This is a genomic window from Nocardioides antri (genome assembly GCF_008373765.1).
Lineage (GTDB): Bacteria > Actinomycetota > Actinomycetes > Propionibacteriales > Nocardioidaceae > Nocardioides > Nocardioides antri.
This window is the reverse complement of the sequence record NZ_VUJW01000003.1, coordinates 427,180-445,109: the sequence shown is the minus strand read 5'-3', so window position 1 is coordinate 445,109 and position 17,930 is coordinate 427,180. Positions and strand designations below refer to the sequence as shown.

Sequence of the window (17,930 nt, the reverse complement as noted above, 5' to 3'; positions counted from 1 at the left end):
GGTGGCATGCTGTGCCGCGTGTCTCCCGTGGTCCGACGTCGTCGCCGTCCGTACGGGTGGCGCGGAGCGGTCCGCTGGGTGCGGGAGAAACCCGCCCGCGGGGTCGCGCTCGGAGGCCTCGCGGTGGTCCTCCTGGCCGTCGCCTGGATCGGGTGGACCGCGTGGTCGGCCGCCGGGGACCTCCGGCAGGTGGAGCGGAGCGCCCTCCTGCTGCGACAGGAGCTCGAGGAGGGCGACGCCGACGGCGCCCGCCGCGCGCTGGAGAGCTACCAGGAGCGGACCGGGTCGGCGAGCGCCCGGACCGACGGCCCGACCTGGTGGGTGCTGGAGCAGACGCCCGGCGTCGGCGACGACGCGGAGGCGGTCGCCACCGCGGCGGCGGTTCTCGACGACCTCGGCGAGAACGGCCTGCCTCAGCTGGTCGACGCCGCCGAGCTGGTCGCCGCGCGCTCGTTCAACCCCCGCGACCACCGGTTCCCGCTCGAGACGATCGCGTCCGTGCGCGAGCCCGCGCGGGAGAGCGAGGAGGCGTTCGACGACGCCGCCACTGCGCTCGACGGTGTCGACGACACCGGCCTGACCGGTCCCGTCGGGCAGCGGTACGGCGACCTCCGCGACATCGTGCTCGACGCCCGCGCCACGCTCGGGTCGGCCTACCGCGCGGCCGAGCTGATGCCGAGCCTGCTCGGGGCCGACGGCGCGCGCGAGCACCTGCTGGTTTTCGAGAACAACGCCGAGCTCCGGAGCCTCGGCGGCCTGGCGGGGTCGATCTCGCTGATCCGCGCCGAGGAGGGGGAGGTCCACATCGTCGCCCAGGAGGGCACCTCCCAGTACGGCGGGCTCGAGCGGCCCGTCGTACCCCTCACCGAGGGGGAGGAGCGGGTGTTCGGCGAGACCCTCGGCCAGTGGTTCATGAACGCCAGCATGACCCCCGATGTGCCGCGTGCGGCCCTGCTCGCGAGCACCCGCTGGGAGCGGGAGCTCGGCGGCAGCGTCGACGGCGTCTTCTTCGTGGACCCGGTCGCGGTCTCCTACCTGCTCACCGCGACCGGTCCGGTCGACGTGCCCGGCTACGGGCCGGTGACGTCGGCCGACGTGGTCCGGAAGGTCGAGAACGAGATCTACCTGACCGCTGCCAACCGGGCAGAGCAGGAGGACTACCAGAACGCCGTCGCGGAGGCGGTCTTCGACGCGTTCGCGGCCGGTCGCGGCGACCCCGTGCAAGTGATCCGGATGCTCGCCACCGGCGTCGCCGAGGGCAGGATCCGGATGCACAGCTTCGTCGGGTCCGAGCAGGCACAGATCACCGGCACCGAGATCGCGGGCGAGCTCTCGGCCACGGACCAGGAGGCGCACGTGGGGATCTACCTCAACGACGCCCTCGAGTCGAAGATGACCTACTACCTCCAGTACGAGGCCGAGGTCGTCGCCCGCTCCTGCTCCGGCTACGCCCAGGAGGTCGCCGGCTCCCTCCAGCTCACCAACACAGCTCCTGCGACCGGCCTGCCCGAGACCGTGACCGGCATCTTCCGGGGAGGCCGGTTCTACGGCGAGATCGAGCCCGGGCAGCAGCGGATCGCCGTCTACCTGACCGCGCCGGCCGGCGGCAGCATCGACGGGCTCTCGCTCGACGAGCGCGCGTTCGACCCCGTCGCGACCGTCGACTACGGGGGCCGGCCACTGGCCCAGGTCGTCACCGTCCTGGACCCCGGTGAGACCCAGCGCATCGACTTCGAGCTGCGCACCGGACCCGGCCAGACCGGGCAGGTCGAGCTCGACGTGACCCCCGGTGCATTCCCCGGATCGTCCGCGACCGTCGTCCGCAGCGCGTGCTGACACCCGGTTCGTGGCTTGTAGCCTGACGCCGTGCGCCGGATGCTGAGGTCGATGCGGAACGGGCTGTGGCGCATGGTCGTGACCGAGCGACATCGCGCGCAGTTCCGCCGCGACGACGTCCAGGTCCCGCGCGGCTCCTATATCGCGCGCAACGTCGTGATCGGCCGCCGCACCAAGATCAACGCGCCCTCCCACCTCGACCCGTGCGAGATCGGGTCCTACTGCGCCATCGCCGGCCGGCTGGTGGTGCGCCCGGCGAACCACCACACGCAGTACCTCGGCATCCAGAACGAGGCCCAGGTCCGGGTCATCGGTGGGCGGCCGCTGCTCGCGGAAGCGCGGCCGGTGAAGATCGGGCACGGCGTGTGGATCGGCGACTCGGTGGTGATCCTCGGCGGGGTGACGGTGGGCAACGGTGCTGTCGTCGGCGCCGGCTCGGTCGTCACCAAGCCGGTCCCCGCGTACGCGATCGCAGCGGGCAACCCGGCGAAGGTGCTGGGTTGGCGCTACCCGGAGGACGTCCGGGCGGTCCTCGAGGGCGTCGAGTGGTGGACGTGGGACGACGAGCGGCTGCGGCGCAACCGCGACCTCTTCGAGCTCGACCTCACCGCGGTCGATCCCGCCGAGCTCGCGCAGCGCCTCCGCGAGGCGTGACTGTCCGCCATCTGGACGACCGTCTCGGCATTCGAGAGCCGCGTGCCGGTGCCGGGGGTCGCCGCCGTACTGTTGCCCGCATGTCGACGACCTGGCTGACCAAGCGGCGCGCGGTGGACAACTGCCGCGTCAGCTCGGCGCTGTGTCGAATGCGCTGAGCGGGGTCCATCCCGGCGGTCCGCACCGCCACGGCTGACACCCGGCGCACGTCTCCTGGCACCCAGTCCAGCTCGGTTGCCGGCTGCGCTCACGGCTTTCCCGCGTCGTGCCTCTCGTCAGCCTCTTTCGCTCCTCTCCACGAAGAACCTATTTCAGAAGGAACACATCAGAAATGAGCCGCGAGAACTCCCTCGTCTCCGCCCAGTGGGTGGAGGAGAACCTCGACAACCCCAAGGTCGTGCTGATCGAGGTGGACGAGGACACGACCGCCTACGACAAGGGCCACATCAAGGGGGCCATCAAGCTCGACTGGACCACGGACCTCCAGGACCAGGTCCGCCGCGACTTCGTCAACAAGGAGCAGTTCGAGGCGCTGCTGTCCGAGCGGGGCGTCGCCAACGACGACACCGTCGTCCTGTACGGCGGCAACAACAACTGGTTCGCGGCCTACGCCTACTGGTACTTCAAGCTCTACGGCCACGAGGACGTCAAGCTGCTCGACGGGGGTCGCAAGAAGTGGGAGCTGGACTCCCGCGAGCTGGTCGGCGAGCTGCCCGACCGGCCCGCGACGACGTACACCGCGCAGGAGCAGGACCTCTCGATCCGCGCGTTCCGTGACGAGGTCGTCGCCGCCATCGGCACCCAGAACCTGGTCGACGTCCGGTCGCCCGACGAGTTCGCGGGCCGTCTCCTCGCCCCGGCCCACCTCCCGCAGGAGCAGGCGCAGCGGGCCGGCCACATCCCGACCGCGGCGAACGTCCCGTGGAGCAAGGCGGCCAACGACGACGGCACCTTCCGCTCCGACGAGGAGCTGAAGGAGATCTACACCGAGGCCGGCGTCGACTGGTCCAAGGACACGATCGCCTACTGCCGGATCGGCGAGCGGTCGAGCCACACCTGGTTCGTGCTCAAGGAGATCCTCGGCGAGGAGAACGTCAAGAACTACGACGGCTCGTGGACCGAGTACGGCTCGCTCGTGGGTGTTCCGATCGCCCTCGGCGACGAGCCCGGGGAGGCCTGAGCATGTGCGGCGCGACTGAGGGCGGCCTGTCGCTCAACGGCATCAACACCGACATCGAGGCCATCGTCCAGGGTCAGGTGACCAAGGGCGGCGAGCCGGTCAGCACCGGCTACGTCCGCCTGCTCGACCGGACCGGCGAGTTCACCGCCGAGGTCCCCGTGTCCGCGACTGGCCACTTCCGGTTCTTCGCGGGCGACGGCGAGTGGACCCTCCGCACCCTGGTCCCCGGCGCCGAGCCGGTGGACCGCAAGGTGCAGGCGGCGGTGGGCAGCATCGCCGAGGTCGAGATCGCGGTCTGACGTGACCATCGTGACGGCGGCTCCCGGAATCCCGGGGGCCGCCGTTCGCGTTCAACCGACATGACCGGCCTCCTCGTCCTCTCCCTGGCTGCGCTCGCCGCGGTCGGCTTCGGCCTCTACCGCCGCCACGTCGACGGCCGGTTCGTGGCGCACGCCGACGCGGCGCCGACGGCGTGGGACCACGTCGCCGCCGCCTCGACGGGCGCGGTGCCCGGGGATCGCGCCACGCTGGTGCAGTTCTCGTCGGCGTTCTGCGCGCCGTGCCGCACCGCCCGGGTCGTCCTCGCCGACGTGGCCGACCAGGAGGACGGCGTCCACCATGTCGAGATCGACGCCGAGAAGCACCTCGACCTGGTCCGTGCCCTCGACGTACGACGCACGCCGACGACCCTGGTCCTCGACGCGGCCGGTCACGAGGTGCTGCGCGCCGCGGGCGCTCCGCAGAAGCAGCAGGTGCTCGCGGCGCTCGCCCACGCCGAGGGAGGCAGCCGATGAGCGGCATCGACCCGCGCGGGCCGCGGTTCACCGCGTCGGTGACCGCGGTGCTGCTCGCCGTCACCCTGCTCCTCCCCGACCCGGCGGCGACGGCGCTGATCGCCGTCCAGGGCGTCTTCTTCGCGATGGGCGTGGTGCTCGGGGTCCAGAACACGCCGACCGGCCTGGTCTTCCGCAGCCTGGTCCGGCCTCGGCTCTCGCCACCCGCCGCGCTCGAGGACCCCGCGCCGCCTCGCTTCGCCCAGGCCGTCGGGCTGGCGTTCGCCCTGGTCGCTCTCGTCTGCTACCTGACCGGCGCGGTGCTCGCGGCCCAGGTCGCGGTCGGGCTCGCGTTGGTCGCGGCGCTGCTGAACGCCGTGTTCGGGCTCTGCCTCGGCTGCGAGCTCTACCTGGTCGGCCTGCGGGCTGCCGGCCGCGCGTGAGCCGGCTCGTCCCGGATCAGCGACAGGACTCGACGGACCGGTCCCGCAGCACCCGGACCGGCGCCGGAACGCTGCGGACGCCGTCCCGGATCGCCTGCACGCCGATCACCCACGAGGTGGCGGGCGGGAGGTCCTGGACGACGGCCGACGGCCGGTCCGGGCGGGCGAGGACCCGCCATCCGTCGTCCTGGCGCAGGAGGACGCGATAGGCGGACGCGCCGACGGGGGCCGTCCAGGAGAGCCGGGCGCAGCTGCGGCCGCCCTCGGCTCGCAGCCAGGCCGGCGCCGGGGGCCGCGGAGTCGCCGCCACCACGTTGGAGAACACCTCGCCCTCCGGCTCGTCGTCCCCCTTCACCGGCTGGGTCCGGAACTGGTAGCGGTGCCCGTTGTCGAGCGAGTCGAGGGTCGACGACGTGCCGGTGACCTGCGCCGGCATGCGGTCCCACGGACCGTCGAGCGTCCGGTCGCGGACCCAGACGTACTGCCCGGTGGCGCCGGGGGAGCCGGTCCAGCGCAGGTCGACGGAGCCGTCGCCCGCGCGGACCGTCAGCTGGGCGGCGGTGCGCGGCCCGACCGGCGGAGGCGGGGGCGGGTGCTCCACCCCCGGGCCGACCCCGAGCACGTGCAGGCTGTCGGCGACGGCGGCGGCGATCCGCACCTCGCCGCGGGCGTTCGGGTGCGAGCCGTCCCACGTGTGGGCGGCCGCGTCGTAGCCGGTCGCCGTGTCGGCGACGACGACGGTCGACTCGGGGGTCGACAGCCGGCCCGCCACGCCGTCGAGCGCTGTGTTGAAGGCCGGCACACCCGGCAACCAGTGCTGGGTCGCCTCGGCGACCACGACGTCCACCGTCGGCTTCACCGCCCGGGCGTCCCTGACGAGCTCGGCCACCTCGTAGGCGACCGCGCCGTGCCACACGCCGTGGGCCAGGTCGTTGACGCCGAGCATCTCGACCACGATGTCCGGGTCGTAGGTGGCGACGAGGTCGCCGATCGGGTACTTGATCCGGCTGATCCACATGCCCCACTTGGCAGCGTGGTCGGTGTCGAAGGCCGGGTCGGCGTACGCGAAGGACCCGGCGGTGCCGGCGACGTTGTCGTACAGGTCGTTGCTCGGTCCCACGAAGTCGAAGTCGACCCCGGCAGCCGTGAGGTGCTGGTGGAGCCGGTGCCGCCAGGTCCAGTCACCCGCCGACCCGTGGGTCACGGAGTCGCCCACCAGCAGGATGCGCAGGGCGGCAGCGTCGCCTGCGCCTGCGGTCTCGCTGTGCGCGGCGGTCGGCGCCATTGCTGCCATGACCGCGAGCGCCACGGCGACCGCGGCGTGCCGGAGTGCGCGTGTGACCATCACCCCTCAAGGTGACCACCGAGGAGCCGCGGTCACCACGGGCGAACGTCCGAAGCCGGGGGGTCATTTGGTGTCAGAGGTCTCCGGCGGTCGCTCCAGAAGGACGGTGAACGGGCCGTCGTTGACGGAGCGCACCTGCATCATCGCGCCGAAGACGCCGCGCTCGACGGGGGTGCCGAGCCGCTCGAGCTCGGCGCAGACCGCGTCGTAGACCGGCTCGCTGAGCGGCCCGGGCGCGGCCGCCGTCCAGGAGGGCCGTCGGCCCTTGCGGGCGTCGCCGTAGAGCGTGAACTGGCTGACGACCAGGGCCGGTGCGCCGACGTCCGCGGCCGACTCCTCGTCGCGCAGGATCCGCAGCTCACGGATCTTGCGGGCCATCCACGCGACCTCTGCATGGCCGTCGGCGTGGGTGACGCCGAGGTAGACGAGGAGGCCAGGCCGGTCCAGCTCGCCGACCACCTCGTCGTCGACGGTGACCGACGCCGACAGGACCCGTTGGACGACTGCGCGCATGCGGCCATTCTTGCGGCCCTTGTGTCGCGCTCCTGTGTCCCTTCTGGGGTGCCGCCGGTGCGACAGATCCTCCGGCTGTCTGCCACGATGGCGGGATGGAGCAGAGTCGAGACGTCGTCGACCCGCAAGCATTGCTGATCACCGTCGCCCCGACCGGTGCCGAGACCGCGAAGGCCGACTTCCCCCAGCTGCCGACCACCCTCGCCGAGCTGGTGCGGACCGCCCAGGACTGCGAGGCCGCGGGCGCGGCCATGATCCACGTCCACATCCGCGACGACGAGCACCGGCCGACGCTCGACCTCGCCCGGCTGACCGACACCGTCCAGGCGCTGCGCGAGTCCACCGACCTCGTCGTCCAGCTGTCCACCGGCGGGTCGGTGCACGACCCCCTCGAGCACCGGCTCCGGGTCCTCGACGCGGCGCCCGACTCCTGCAGCCTCACGATGGGGACGACCAACTTCGGCGACGACGTCTTCAGCAACCCGTGGCCGTTCGTGTGCGAGCTCTACCAGCTCAGCCAGGAGCGCCGGGTGGTGCCCGAGTTCGAGCTGTTCGACCTCGGCCAGGTCGCCGCGCTCCACCGGCTGCTGGACCGCTACGGCCTTCCGTACGGCGGTCGAGTCCACTGCGACCTCGTCATGGGCGTGCCCGGAGGCATGCCCGGCACCGCCGACGCCCTCGTCGCCGCCGTCGCGGCACTGCCGCCGCAGGTCACCAGCTGGTCGGCCACGGGCATCGGCCGGACCACGCTGCCGGTCGCGCTGGCCGCGCTGAGCAAGGGCGGCCACCTGCGGGTCGGCATGGAGGACGTGCTCACGATCCGGAAGGGGGAGCCCGTCGAGAGCAACCGGCAGCTGGTCGAGCGCGCCGTGGCGCTCGCTGATCTCGCCCAGCGGCGCCCGATGACGACCACGGAAGCACGGGCCCTCCTCGGGTTGACGCTCGCCGAGGTGTGACTTCCGCCAAACCGCCTCGTTGTCCGGTCAGGGGAGGCTAGGGTCAGGGGTCCTAATCTCAGGGAGGGGTCGGTTTCTGGTGCGTGTCCTCGTTCACGACTACAGCGGTCACCCGTTCCAGGTCGAGCTCAGCGCCGAGCTGGCGCGGCGCGGCCACGACGTGACCCACTCGTGGTGCGAGGCCCACGTCTCCGGCAAGGGCAACCTCGGCGGCCACGCTGACGTGCACTTCGAGCCCATCGGCGCGGGCGAGGTGGTCGAGAAGCTCAGCTTCAAGCGCCGGCTCGTGCAGGAGCTGCGGTACGGCGTCCAGCTGGCCCGCCAGATCCGCCGCCGCCGGCCCGACGTGGTCCTCATGGGCAACGTGCCGGTCCCGATGATGGTCGTCGTCACCCTGTTCCTCCTCGTCACCCGGCGCGCGTGGGTGTCCTGGCAGCAGGACGTCCAGGGCGTGGCCATGCGCTCCTTCGCCGGCAGCAAGCTCAGCCGCGGCTTCGCCGTCGTCGCGGCCGTCGCCGGGTGGGCCGAGCGGTGGTGCAACCGCCGGGCCGATGCGATCGTCGTCATCTCCGACGCCTTCCTCGACGTCCACCGTGCCTGGGGCACCGCGGACAAGACGACGGTGATCCCCAACTGGGCGCCGCTGGACGAGATCGTCCCGACCCCCCGCGACAACGCCTGGGCGCGCGAGCACGACGTCGACGGCGTACCCAACCTCGTCTACTCGGGCACCCTCGGGCTCAAGCACAACCCGCGACTGCTCGTGCAGGTCGCACGTGCGGTGCGTGACCGGGGCGCGCCCGTCCACCTCACTGTGATCACCGAGGGCAGTGCGGTCGAGGAGCTGGCCGACGAGGCCCGCAAGCTCGACCAGCCGATCACGCTGCTGCCGTTCCAGCCCTACGAGCGCCTCCCTGAGGTGCTCGGGTCGGGGGACATCCTGCTGGTCGTGCTCGACAAGTCGGCGGGTGCGTTCTCGGTGCCGTCGAAGACCCTGTCCTACCTGTGCGCCGCGCGCCCGATCCTCGGCCTGATGCCCGACGAGAACCTCGCCGCCCACCTCATCGACGCCGCCGGCGGCCAGGTGCTGCCCCCGCACAGCAGCTCCGTCCCCGAGGCTGCCGACTGGGTCACCGAGGTGCTCGGTGACGCCGACGAGTGGGAGAAGCTCGGCCGACGCTCGCGGGAGCTCGCGGAGCGGGAGTTCGAGCTCACCCACTGCGCCACGAGGTTCGAGCAGATCCTGCGCGGCGCTGCGCGCTGACCCGGGCTACTCCAGCTCGGCCAGGACCAGCTCGGCGACGGCCTGCGACTCCTCGGGGAACGGGTGCCAGCGGGTCGCGTCCCGCCGCTTCGGCTTGTCACCGGCGATCCACGGCACCTCGCCGCAGATGTCATGGCCCTCGCTCACCGGGAACATGTCGATGAACGTCACGCCGACCTGCTCCGCGGCAGCTTCCAGCGCCTCGTTGAGCCCCACGTTGATCCGGCGCGCGTAGGGGTAGTCGCCGGGCTTCAACGGCAGCTGGTCGCAGGTGCCTTCCGCCGGCACGATCTGCGGGTACCCGACGACGATGACCGTCGCCTGCGGCGCGCGATCGACGACGGAGCGGAGCGCCCTGACCAGGTTCTGCTCGAGGTCTTCGAGCCGTTCCTCCGCGCTGCCGGAGCCTGCGTCCTCGTCGAGGTCGGTGCACGGGCTGGGGCTGCTTCCCTCGCCGATCCGCGACTGGGCGCACAGGATGATCCGGCCGACGAACCCGTAGTCGTTGGCTCCCAGCCGGAACGTCACGAGGTCGGTGTCCGCGCCCAGCCCCTCGAGCTGGGGTGGGTTCTGGTCGAACCGGGTCTGCTGCGGCTCGGTGAGGTGCCGGGTGTTCGCGCCGCTGCAGCTGTTGTCGATCAGCTCGGCCCCGGTCGCCTTCGCCACCAGGTGCGGGTAGTTGACCTGGGTCCGTCCGCAGCCGTTGAGGCCGGCGAGGGGTCCGGTGAGGGGGGCCGCGGTGTAGGAGTCGCCCAGCGCGACGTACCGGTCGCCCTTGCCCACGACGTAGGGCTCACCGCTCGGGTCGGTGGCGGAATCGGGCCGGCACGCGCCCAGCGCCAGGACGAGGAGGATGGCGGCGAGGCCGAGCATCGGAGGTCGAAGCACCACGGGCCCGAGCCTACGGACGTGATCAGTAGACGAGCGCCTGCGCCCCGTCCCGCAGCGCCTCCTCGACGAACACCGACGCCCCGGCGACCCGGACCCCCGGTAGCAGGTCGGACTCGGTGAGCTCGCGGCGTGCCGCGCACTGCCCGCACACGGTGACCGAGCCGAGCTCGAGCACGGTGGCCAGCAGGTCGGGCAGCGGGGTGGCGAGGGGGAGGACGAGCTCCTCCGCGCGACCGGGTACGGCGAGCCACGCCGCCTCGCCCGTCAGCCAGAGCGACACCGGCACACCGGAGGCCGCCGCGGTCGCCGCGACCGTGAATCCCTGGTTGGCCCGCTCCGGCGCGTCGAGCCCGCACGTCACCTTCACCACGAGCTCTCGCGTCATGCACCCCACCCTAGGCGGCGGGCGCCTCCTAGGATGAGTGACCGTGGCCTTCCAGATTCCCGAGAACCTCCACCCGGACTGCGGACCGATCGCCTGGATGCTCGGCACCTGGCGCGGCAACGGCCATGGCGACTACCCGACGATCGAGCGGTTCCAGTTCGGCCAGGAGCTCATCTTCCAGCAGGACGGGCGCCCGTTCTTCCACTACCTCGCGCGCTCGTGGATCGTCGACGACGAGGGCAACAAGGTGCGCGACGCCGCGCAGGAGACCGGGTTCATCCGCGCCCGGCCCGAGGGCAAGGTCGAGGTGCTGCTCGCGCACATGACCGGCTTCGTCGAGATCTGGCACGGCGAGGCGAGCGGCGGCAAGCTCGAGATCGTCACCGACGCCGTGGCCCGCACCGAGTCGGCGAAGGAGTACACCGGCGGCAAGCGGCTCTACGGCAACGTCGAGGGCGACCTGCTCTACGCCTACGACATGGCGGCCATGGGGCAGCAGCTGCAACCTCATCTGTGGGCGAGGCTGCAACGTGTCTGAGACGGCCGACTGGCGGCAGGCCCTCCGCGAGAAGGGCTACCGCCTCACGCCGCAGCGGGAGATGATCCTCGCCGCCGTGGACGAGCTCGGCCACGCGACGCCGGACGAGGTGCTCGCCCACGTCCAGCAGCGAGCGTCGACCGTCAACGCCTCGACGGTCTACCGCACACTGGAGGTGCTGGAGGAGCTCGGGCTCGTGCGGCACGCCCACCTGAGCGACCGCGCTCCGACGTACCACTCCACCCGCGGGCACGAGCACTTCCACCTCGTCTGCCGTGGCTGCCACAAGGTCGTCTCGGTCGAATCCGAGGAAGCCGCCCCGTTTGTGGAATCCCTGACCACCCGCCACGCGTTCTCCCCAGACCTGGGGCACCTGACCGTGTTCGGCCGGTGCCACGACTGCGAGGAGAACCAGAACCGATGACGACGGCGAGTCCATTGCTCAGGCTGAGCGGAGCGGTCGCCGGCGACGGTGTCGACGCCCCGGTCGCAGCGCACTACGGCTCGCTGTACGGCGAGCAGCGCACCCTCGCCGCGGGTGACGGGTTCGTCGACCTGTCCCACCGCGACGTCCTGCGCATCAGCGGCCCGGACCGGCTGACCTGGCTGCACTCGCTGACCACCCAGGTCTTCGAGGGCCTCGAGCCGGGCACCTGGACCCAGGCCCTGGTCCTCAGCCCGCAGGGCCACGTCGAGCACGCGTTCGCCGGCTATGACAACGGAGAGGCGTTCACCGCCCACACCGAGCCGGGTGCGGCGGCTGCGCTCATCGAGTTCCTCGAGCGAATGCGGTTCCTCATGCAGGTCGAGGTCACCCACGTCACCGACCAGGTGGCCGTCGCGTGGCGCGCCAACGGCAAGTACGACCTCGTGCCCCGCGACCAGCTGGAGAAGTACGCCGAGGCGGCCGGCCCGGCTGCCGGCCTGTGGGCGTTCGAGGCGCTGCGGATCGCCCGTGGCGAGCCCCGGTTCACCGTGGACACCGACCATCGCACGATCCCCAACGAGGTCGGCTGGATCGGCCCGGCCGTGCACCTCGACAAGGGCTGCTACCGCGGCCAGGAGACGGTCGCCCGGGTCCACAACCTCGGCCGCCCGCCGCGCCGGCTGACCCTGCTCCACCTCGACGGCTCGGAGAACCGGCTGCCCATCGTCGGTGCCGACGTCACCGACGCCAACGGCAAGGTCGTCGGCCGGGTGGGGTCCTCCGGCCGGCACCACGAGCTCGGCCCGATCGCCCTCGCCCTCCTCAAGCGCAACGTGCCGACCGACGCGCCCCTGGTCGTCGACAGCCTGCCCGCTGCCCAGGAGGTCGTGGTCGACCCCGAGGTGGGGCTGCACTTCCGGCCTCGGTGAGGGGGGCGCGGGATACCCGGTCGACCGGGTATCCCACGGGTTGTCAGCCACTGCAGAAGAGGACAACCCGCGGAAAGGGCGGACAACCCCAGCCAGACAACTGACGACAACCGCACAGCAGTGCGGCAGCGGCCCTAGAGGACCTCGCCCTTCTTCGGGAGGAAGTCGACGGGGTTGTCCTTGCGGTACTCCTCGAACTCGTCCTTCGAGATCGCCTCGAACAGCTCCCGGGCGCGCTCGACGTCGAGGTTGACGATGCTCTGACCGTCCGCGGAGGTGCCGGTCCCGTCGGTGGGGACCGTCATCCAGTCGATCTCGCCGGCGCCCTTGCGGACGATCTCGAGACCGAGGCTGCGGATCTCGCCGTCGTCGAAGTCGTCGTCGAGGAGCAGGAGCTTGCTGAGGTCGCCGATCAGGTTCGTCATGGTGACCGGGTTGGAGCGGGTGCCGGTGCGGGTGATGTCCCACAGCACCTGGCGCAGGAAGTTCTGCTGGCGGTTGATGCGGTCGAAGTCGCCGCGGGGGAGGGACTTGCGCTCCCGGACGTAGGCCAGCGCCTCCTCGCCCTCGAGGTTCTCGGTGGAGCCGTCGGCCATCTCGATCTCGACGCCGCCGAGCGTCTCGGTGATGTCGCGGAAGCCCTCGAAGTCCACGATCGCGACGTGGTCGATGTAGATGTCGAGGGTGTCCTCGAGCGTCTCCACGAGGAGCTCCGGACCGCCCCAGGAGAACGCGGCGTTGATCTTGGCCTGGCCATGGCCTGGTACGTCGACCCACGAGTCACGCGGCACCGACACGACCTGGCTGGTCTGGTGGTCCTCGGAGAGGTGCCAGATCATCATCGTGTCGCTGAGGATCCCGGTCTCGCCGTCCTGGATCCGCTCGCGCACGTCGTCGCCGCGGCCGTCGACGCCGACGAGCAGCACGTTGAGCGCGCCCGCCGGCTGCACCCGCTCCGGGCGGTCCTCGCGGTCGAAGTCGGCCTCGAACCGCGGGATGTCGCCGATCCGGTTGTTGAGGACGAAGAGCCACGAGCCCACGCCGATCACCAGCACGAGGGCGAGCAGGCAGAGCACGGTGAGCGCCGGGTGGCGCCGGACCAGGCCGGGAACGGCGGCGCGGTGGCTCTTGGCGGTCGTCGGCTGCTCGGCCGGGGCGTCGTCGCGCAGGTCCACCTGGTGTCTCTCCCGGGTCTGAATGGAGGAAGCGCCCGGGCTGCCGGACGCCGCCCCTATAGTGTCATGTCGGTCAGAGTCAGCAGCGGGGAGACAGATGCAACGCGATGACTTCGAGGTGAAGCGCTTCCCCGGGATCGAGTCCGTGGGACTGAGCGACTCCCCGAGCCGGCTCCGCGTCGCCATCGTCACCGAGGAGATCATCGGCCCGGTGCGCAACGGCGGCATCGCGTCGACCTACTACCACCTCGCCAAGGGCCTGGCCGCCAAGGGCCACGAGGTCCACGTCCTCTTCCTCAAGGGGGCGGTCGTCCAGGACGAGACGCCGGAGTTCTGGGTGGAGAGGTACGCCGAGTTCGGCATCACGCTCCACTACCTCGAGGTGCCGGAGTCGCCCGTCTGGGCCGCGTCGCCGAACTGGCAGCGACGGTGGGCCGCGGCCTACGAATGGCTGCGCGACCAGGACCCGTTCGACGTCGTCCACACCTCGGAGTGGCGCGGCGGCCTGGTCTACGCGCTGATGGCGAAGCGCCTGGGGCTCGCCTTCCGCGACACGCTCTTCCTGGTGAAGACGTCGTCGCCGCACATCTGGAACCGCCACTACCAGATGCTGCCGATCACCGACACGAACCTGGTGACGGCGGCGTACGCCGAGCAGCAGTGCGTCGAGCTCGCCGACGTCGTGATCGGCGGGTCTGCCCATCTCCTCTCCTTCATGGACCGGATCGGCTACCGGCTGCCGGAGACCAATGTCTTCGTGCAGCCGAACATCGTCGACTTCTCCAACGTCCCGGTCACCGACTCCCGGCCCGGCCCGCCGCGGCAGCACGGCGACGTCGTCCGGAGCCGGGACCTGGTGTTCTTCGGTCGGCTCGAGGCGCGCAAGGGGATCGAGATCTTCTGTAGCGCCGTCGACCTCCTCCACGAGCGTGGCGAGATCCCGGACTCCGTCACCTTCCTCGGCAAGTACGGCGGCAAGCTGGCGGCGCAGGGCGGGCTGAGCCCCGAGCAGTACCTCCAGGAGAAGGCCGAGTCCTGGGACTGCCCGGTCGTCACCGTGACCGACAAGAACCAGCCGGAGGCGCTGAGCTTTCTGGCCGAGCGCGACCGCATCGCGGTGATGCCGTCGCTCATCGAGAACTCCACGATGGCGGTCTACGAGACGCTCGAGAAGCGGATCCCGTTCATCGCGACCGGCGTCGGCGGCACGCCGGAGCTGGTCGCCGAGGCGGACCACGCCGCCTGCCTGGTCGAGCCGACCGCCCAGGCGCTCGCCGACCGGCTGTCGGCGGCGCTGCGGGACGGCCAGCTCATCGCCCACCCGCGGTTCTCCAACGACGCCAACCTCGACGTCTGGTACGGCTTCCACGCTCACCTCGGCGACCTGATCGAGCAGCACGGCGCCACCGCGGCGGTCGCGAGCCTGGTCGACGGCGTGGACCGGCCGGGACCGCCGGTCGGCTCCATGAGCCACGTGGTGCTGGTCCGCCGGGGCGACTCGCTGGAGGACCTGGTCAAGGCGTGCCACGACGAGGCCCCGGACGAGCTGGTCCTCGGCTACACCGACCGCAACGTCCGGACCGCCATCCAGGGCGTCCGCGGCCTCCTCGACGAGGCGTGCCCCCGGGTCCAGGTCGTCAACTGCATCGGGCAGACCTCGGGCACCGCGCTCAACACGCTCGTCGCCGGCCAGACCTGCGACGCCGTGCTCGTCGCCGACGGGCTCGGCACGCTGCCGGAGTCGGGCTTCTTCGCCGCCGCGCGCCAGGCGCTCACCCACCGGCCGCGCAGCCTCTTCACGACCTTCTTCTCGACCGGCGACGGGGCGGTCGGCGTACCCCTCGGGAGCGACGTCGCGTCCCACGTGCTGACCTCCCGGGCCTACGGTCCGGAGGTCTTCGCGGCGCGCGCCGACACGCTCGCGGCGATCGGCGACTTCGAGCCGTACGACGCCCGCCACGGCACCGTGCACGAGTACGTCACCCGGGCGGCCGGGAACGGGCACGACCTGCTCGTGCTGCCCGAGCCGCTGCTGAGCTGGCCGGCCGCCGACGAGGACGCCGACGAGCTGCGGGGAGACCAGCTCTACGCCTACCTCAAGGCCAAGCCGCTCATCGACACGACGCCGCTCGCGCAGCGCAAGATCCTGCTCGCGGCGCTGAGCGGCGCGGCCGGACGCCCGGTCGGCACGGTCGACGAGTGGCTGCTGCGCACCGACTCCGTCGACCCGGACGACACCCAGTGGCTGATCCCGTCCACCTGGGGGCCGGAGTCGATGCGGGCGGCCCGCGAGCGCAAGGTCGCCTTCGGCCTCAACACGGCGCAGAGCGAGATCTGGCTCTACGCCCGCGGACCGGGGGAGCGCAGGTTCCACGTCCGCGGGGAGGAGGTCCCGGTCGAGCTCTTCGCCACCCGCGGCACGGAGGGCACCGAGGACTACCTGACGGTGTCGGTCTTCCGGCTGCCGCCGACCTGGACCCCGGCGACGTCGTACCCCCTGATGTGGGGCCTGTACGACGGTGCGGAGAAGCTGCGCACCGTCTTCCTGCGCGTCAACAAGGTCGGCGCCCGGACCTTCGCGCTCTCCGGCCGCGTCCCCGCCCTCTCGACGAAGCTGCTGGCCGAGCTCGTCGAGAAGCACCCGGACCTCAAGGGCGTCCCCGCTGCGGAGTGGGTGGTCGAGAACGCACCGACCGACCCCGCCGAGGTCGTCGAGCGGAGCCGCGAGCTGCTCGACTCCGAGCCCGATGGCGCACCGGTCTCACCACGCTCGGGGCTCAAGGCGCCGGCCCGGGGCGACGGCTGGTCCCTCGGCGACTGGCTGACCGGATGGGCCTGGGACCGCGACGTCGAGGACCGCGTGTTGCACGTCGCCGTCGTGCGCGACGGCGAGCCGGTCCTGGTGGTGCCGGCGGACGTGGTGGACCGCTCGCTGGAGGCGGTCGCGGGCCGCGGTCTCCACGGCTACCGGGTGCCCGTGACCGCCGAGCTCCTCGCCGGGGGCGAGCTGCACCTGCAGGTCTGGGAGGACGCCAGTCCCGTGTACCGTGGCGGGCTCTACGTCGACCGGGACGGCCCGGAGCCCGTCCTCCGCCGGCTGCCCGACGAGGACGAGAAGCAGCCCGCAGCCCAGGACGCACCGACGCTCGAGGCCGGACACCCGTCGGTGGGGGCGGCGGCCAGGAAGAAGAGGACGTGGTGGGGAACCCGATGACGAAGACTCCTCGCGAGACCGTCGTCGCCGCGCGCGAACGAGCCGCTGCCAAGGACTGGGAAGCCGTCCGGGAGCTGCTCACGCCGACGGTGGCGCAGAAACGGCGCGGACTGCCCCTGTTCCTCCTGGCGAAGGCGGAGTACGAGCTCGGGAACCCCGCGGCGGCGGAGCCGTTGGTCGACGAGTTCCGCGAGCAGCGGCCCGGGCACGTCGCCGCGCACCTGCTGACCGCGCGGGTCAAGCTCGCGCAGGGCGACCTGGAGGAGGCCGAGTCGGCCGCCCAGATCGGGGCCGCGCTGGCGAGCAACGACCGGCCCTACCAGCGCATCCTCGACCGGATCGCGTCGGTGCGCGGCGCTTCGGCGAGCTCGGTGGACGCGGTGGTCCCGGAAGACGTGGCGGACGACCTCGCGATCATCGACGCCGGCCACCTCGCCGCCCGCGAGGCCGGGCCGAGCGAGGAGATGATCGAGGCGGCCACCCGGCTCGCCGCCCGCGAGCCCGGCAACGGCTGGGCGCGCGACCTGACCCAGGCGAAGATCGCCCACTTCGCCCACGCGACGGACCTCCGCGCCGCCCTGCGCAACTACGACCCGCACCTGATCGACGTGTCGGCCCGGTTCGGCTACATCACCTGGCCGCGGCGCATCCAGGAGCACGTGCGCGGCAAGAAGGTGCTCGACGTCGGCTGCGGCTTCGGTGGTTTCGGGATGGGCTTCCTGGTCGCAGGGGCGTCGTCGTACGTCGGGCTCGACCCGGCCATGGACCTCGACAGCACCCGGGCGAAGGACAAGCACACCCGCCAGTGGGACGACATGGGCATCACGCCCCGGCAGATCGCAGCGGCGCTGCCGGCGATCCGCCTGCTCCAGAGCACCTCGGAGGACCAGGACCTCGACGAGACGTTCGACACCATCGCGCTCCACAACGTCACCGAGCACCTCGCCCACCTCGACGACGTCATCGCCGGGCTGACGAGGCTGTGCCACAGCGACACCGCCCTCGTCCTCCACCACCACAGCTTCTACAGCTGGAACGGCCACCACCAGGCGCCGGTCCGGCCCGACCAGCTCGACGAGAGCGACCCGCGCCACCAGCAGCTCTACGACTGGCGCCACATCAACCTGGTGCCGCAGCTGCCCGAGGACCACTACATCCGCACCAACCTCAACCGGGTCCGGCTCGACGACCTGCGGGCCTCGATCGAGCGCCACTTCGAGATCGAGCGGTGGGACGAGCTGCCGTCCACACCGGCGGCGGTCCAGCGGCTCACCCCGGAGATCGTCGAGCGGGTCCGCGAGGTCGTTCCCGACATCACGGAGCGGGACCTGACCATCAACACCGTCCTGTGCGTGGCACGCCCCAAGCCCTGACCTGATCCACGAACGCCCTTTCAACCAGTTGGGA

At 71.8% G+C, this 17,930-nt stretch carries 18 protein-coding genes; 13 read left to right on the top strand and 5 right to left on the bottom strand.

Features of this window, described 5'->3' with window-relative positions:
* Window positions 1-18: 18 nt before the first annotated feature.
* The 6 genes from F0U47_RS08350 to F0U47_RS08325 all read left to right on the top strand — a co-directional run bounded on the left by F0U47_RS08350 (window position 19) and on the right by F0U47_RS08325 (window position 4,886).
* Window positions 19-1,836: a DUF4012 domain-containing protein gene (locus tag F0U47_RS08350; RefSeq protein ID WP_188111223.1), complete on the top strand. Its 1,818-nt coding sequence runs from the start codon at window positions 19-21 to the stop codon at window positions 1,834-1,836.
* Between the two features lie 39 nt (window positions 1,837-1,875).
* Window positions 1,876-2,490 carry a CatB-related O-acetyltransferase gene (locus F0U47_RS21995; protein ID WP_188111289.1) on the top strand — a complete coding sequence of 205 codons (615 nt, stop codon included), beginning with the start codon at window positions 1,876-1,878 and terminating at the stop codon, window positions 2,488-2,490.
* Between the two features lie 331 nt (window positions 2,491-2,821).
* On the top strand, window positions 2,822-3,670 hold the full coding sequence (locus F0U47_RS08340; RefSeq protein WP_149749834.1) for a sulfurtransferase: 849 nt from the start codon (window positions 2,822-2,824) through the stop codon (window positions 3,668-3,670).
* Window positions 3,671-3,672: 2 nt separating this feature from the next.
* Window positions 3,673-3,969, top strand: coding sequence for a DUF1416 domain-containing protein (locus tag F0U47_RS08335; RefSeq protein WP_118921430.1), 297 nt, complete (start codon window positions 3,673-3,675; stop codon window positions 3,967-3,969).
* A 60-nt stretch (window positions 3,970-4,029) separates the two neighbouring features.
* Window positions 4,030-4,464 carry a thioredoxin family protein gene (locus F0U47_RS08330; RefSeq protein WP_149749833.1) on the top strand — a complete coding sequence of 145 codons (435 nt, stop codon included), beginning with the start codon at window positions 4,030-4,032 and terminating at the stop codon, window positions 4,462-4,464.
* Complete coding sequence (locus F0U47_RS08325) at window positions 4,461-4,886, top strand: DUF4395 domain-containing protein (protein WP_149749832.1); 426 nt, start codon at window positions 4,461-4,463, stop codon at window positions 4,884-4,886. The genes F0U47_RS08330 and F0U47_RS08325 overlap by 4 nt, the downstream gene beginning before the upstream one ends.
* A 16-nt stretch (window positions 4,887-4,902) precedes the next feature.
* Here F0U47_RS08325 and F0U47_RS08320 read toward each other — a convergent pair whose 3' ends face one another.
* Together F0U47_RS08320 and dtd are read right to left on the bottom strand one after the other, a co-directional pair.
* Window positions 4,903-6,231, bottom strand: a complete 1,329-nt coding sequence (locus tag F0U47_RS08320) for a GDSL-type esterase/lipase family protein (RefSeq protein ID WP_149749831.1) — start codon at window positions 6,229-6,231, stop codon at window positions 4,903-4,905.
* Between the two features lie 63 nt (window positions 6,232-6,294).
* Entirely contained in the window at window positions 6,295-6,744 is a 450-nt protein-coding gene (gene dtd, locus F0U47_RS08315; protein ID WP_149749830.1) for a D-aminoacyl-tRNA deacylase, read from the bottom strand.
* A 95-nt stretch (window positions 6,745-6,839) separates the two neighbouring features.
* Here dtd and F0U47_RS08310 point away from each other — a divergent pair, with 95 nt between their 5' ends.
* Entirely contained in the window at window positions 6,840-7,700 is an 861-nt protein-coding gene (locus F0U47_RS08310) for a beta-keto acid cleavage family enzyme (protein WP_149749829.1), read from the top strand.
* A 79-nt stretch (window positions 7,701-7,779) separates the two neighbouring features.
* Window positions 7,780-8,964 carry a glycosyltransferase family 4 protein gene (locus F0U47_RS08305; protein ID WP_149749828.1) on the top strand — a complete coding sequence of 395 codons (1,185 nt, stop codon included), beginning with the start codon at window positions 7,780-7,782 and terminating at the stop codon, window positions 8,962-8,964.
* A gap of 6 nt (window positions 8,965-8,970) precedes the next feature.
* On the opposite strand, the gene F0U47_RS08300 is transcribed toward F0U47_RS08305, so the two are convergent.
* Both F0U47_RS08300 and F0U47_RS08295 read right to left on the bottom strand, forming a co-directional pair.
* Window positions 8,971-9,855 (bottom strand): SGNH/GDSL hydrolase family protein, encoded by an 885-nt coding sequence (locus F0U47_RS08300; RefSeq protein WP_149749827.1) that lies wholly within the window; start codon window positions 9,853-9,855, stop codon window positions 8,971-8,973.
* Between the two features lie 22 nt (window positions 9,856-9,877).
* Entirely contained in the window at window positions 9,878-10,240 is a 363-nt protein-coding gene (locus F0U47_RS08295; protein WP_149749826.1) for a DsrE family protein, read from the bottom strand.
* 43 nt (window positions 10,241-10,283) lie between these two features.
* Here F0U47_RS08295 and F0U47_RS08290 point away from each other — a divergent pair, with 43 nt between their 5' ends.
* From F0U47_RS08290 to ygfZ, 3 genes are read left to right on the top strand one after another with little or no spacing between them, the layout of a single operon-like run.
* The gene (locus F0U47_RS08290; RefSeq protein WP_149749825.1) at window positions 10,284-10,778 is read left to right on the top strand and encodes a heme-binding beta-barrel domain-containing protein; all 495 of its coding nucleotides are present in this window, start codon (window positions 10,284-10,286) and stop codon (window positions 10,776-10,778) included.
* Window positions 10,771-11,202: a Fur family transcriptional regulator gene (locus tag F0U47_RS08285; RefSeq protein ID WP_149749824.1), complete on the top strand. Its 432-nt coding sequence runs from the start codon at window positions 10,771-10,773 to the stop codon at window positions 11,200-11,202. The genes F0U47_RS08290 and F0U47_RS08285 overlap by 8 nt, the downstream gene beginning before the upstream one ends.
* Window positions 11,199-12,134 carry a CAF17-like 4Fe-4S cluster assembly/insertion protein YgfZ gene (gene ygfZ, locus F0U47_RS08280; protein WP_149749823.1) on the top strand — a complete coding sequence of 312 codons (936 nt, stop codon included), beginning with the start codon at window positions 11,199-11,201 and terminating at the stop codon, window positions 12,132-12,134. The genes F0U47_RS08285 and ygfZ overlap by 4 nt, the downstream gene beginning before the upstream one ends.
* 134 nt (window positions 12,135-12,268) lie before the next feature.
* On the opposite strand, the gene F0U47_RS08275 is transcribed toward ygfZ, so the two are convergent.
* Window positions 12,269-13,309: an LCP family protein gene (locus tag F0U47_RS08275; protein WP_188111222.1), complete on the bottom strand. Its 1,041-nt coding sequence runs from the start codon at window positions 13,307-13,309 to the stop codon at window positions 12,269-12,271.
* Between the two features lie 97 nt (window positions 13,310-13,406).
* Between F0U47_RS08275 and F0U47_RS08270 the strand changes: the two genes are divergently transcribed.
* Window positions 13,407-16,523, top strand: a complete 3,117-nt coding sequence (locus F0U47_RS08270) for a glycosyltransferase family 4 protein (RefSeq protein ID WP_188111221.1) — start codon at window positions 13,407-13,409, stop codon at window positions 16,521-16,523.
* On the top strand, window positions 16,520-17,896 hold the full coding sequence (locus F0U47_RS08265) for a methyltransferase (RefSeq protein WP_149749820.1): 1,377 nt from the start codon (window positions 16,520-16,522) through the stop codon (window positions 17,894-17,896). Before F0U47_RS08270 ends, F0U47_RS08265 begins: the two co-directional genes overlap by 4 nt.
* The last annotated feature ends 34 nt before the right edge of the window (window positions 17,897-17,930 follow it).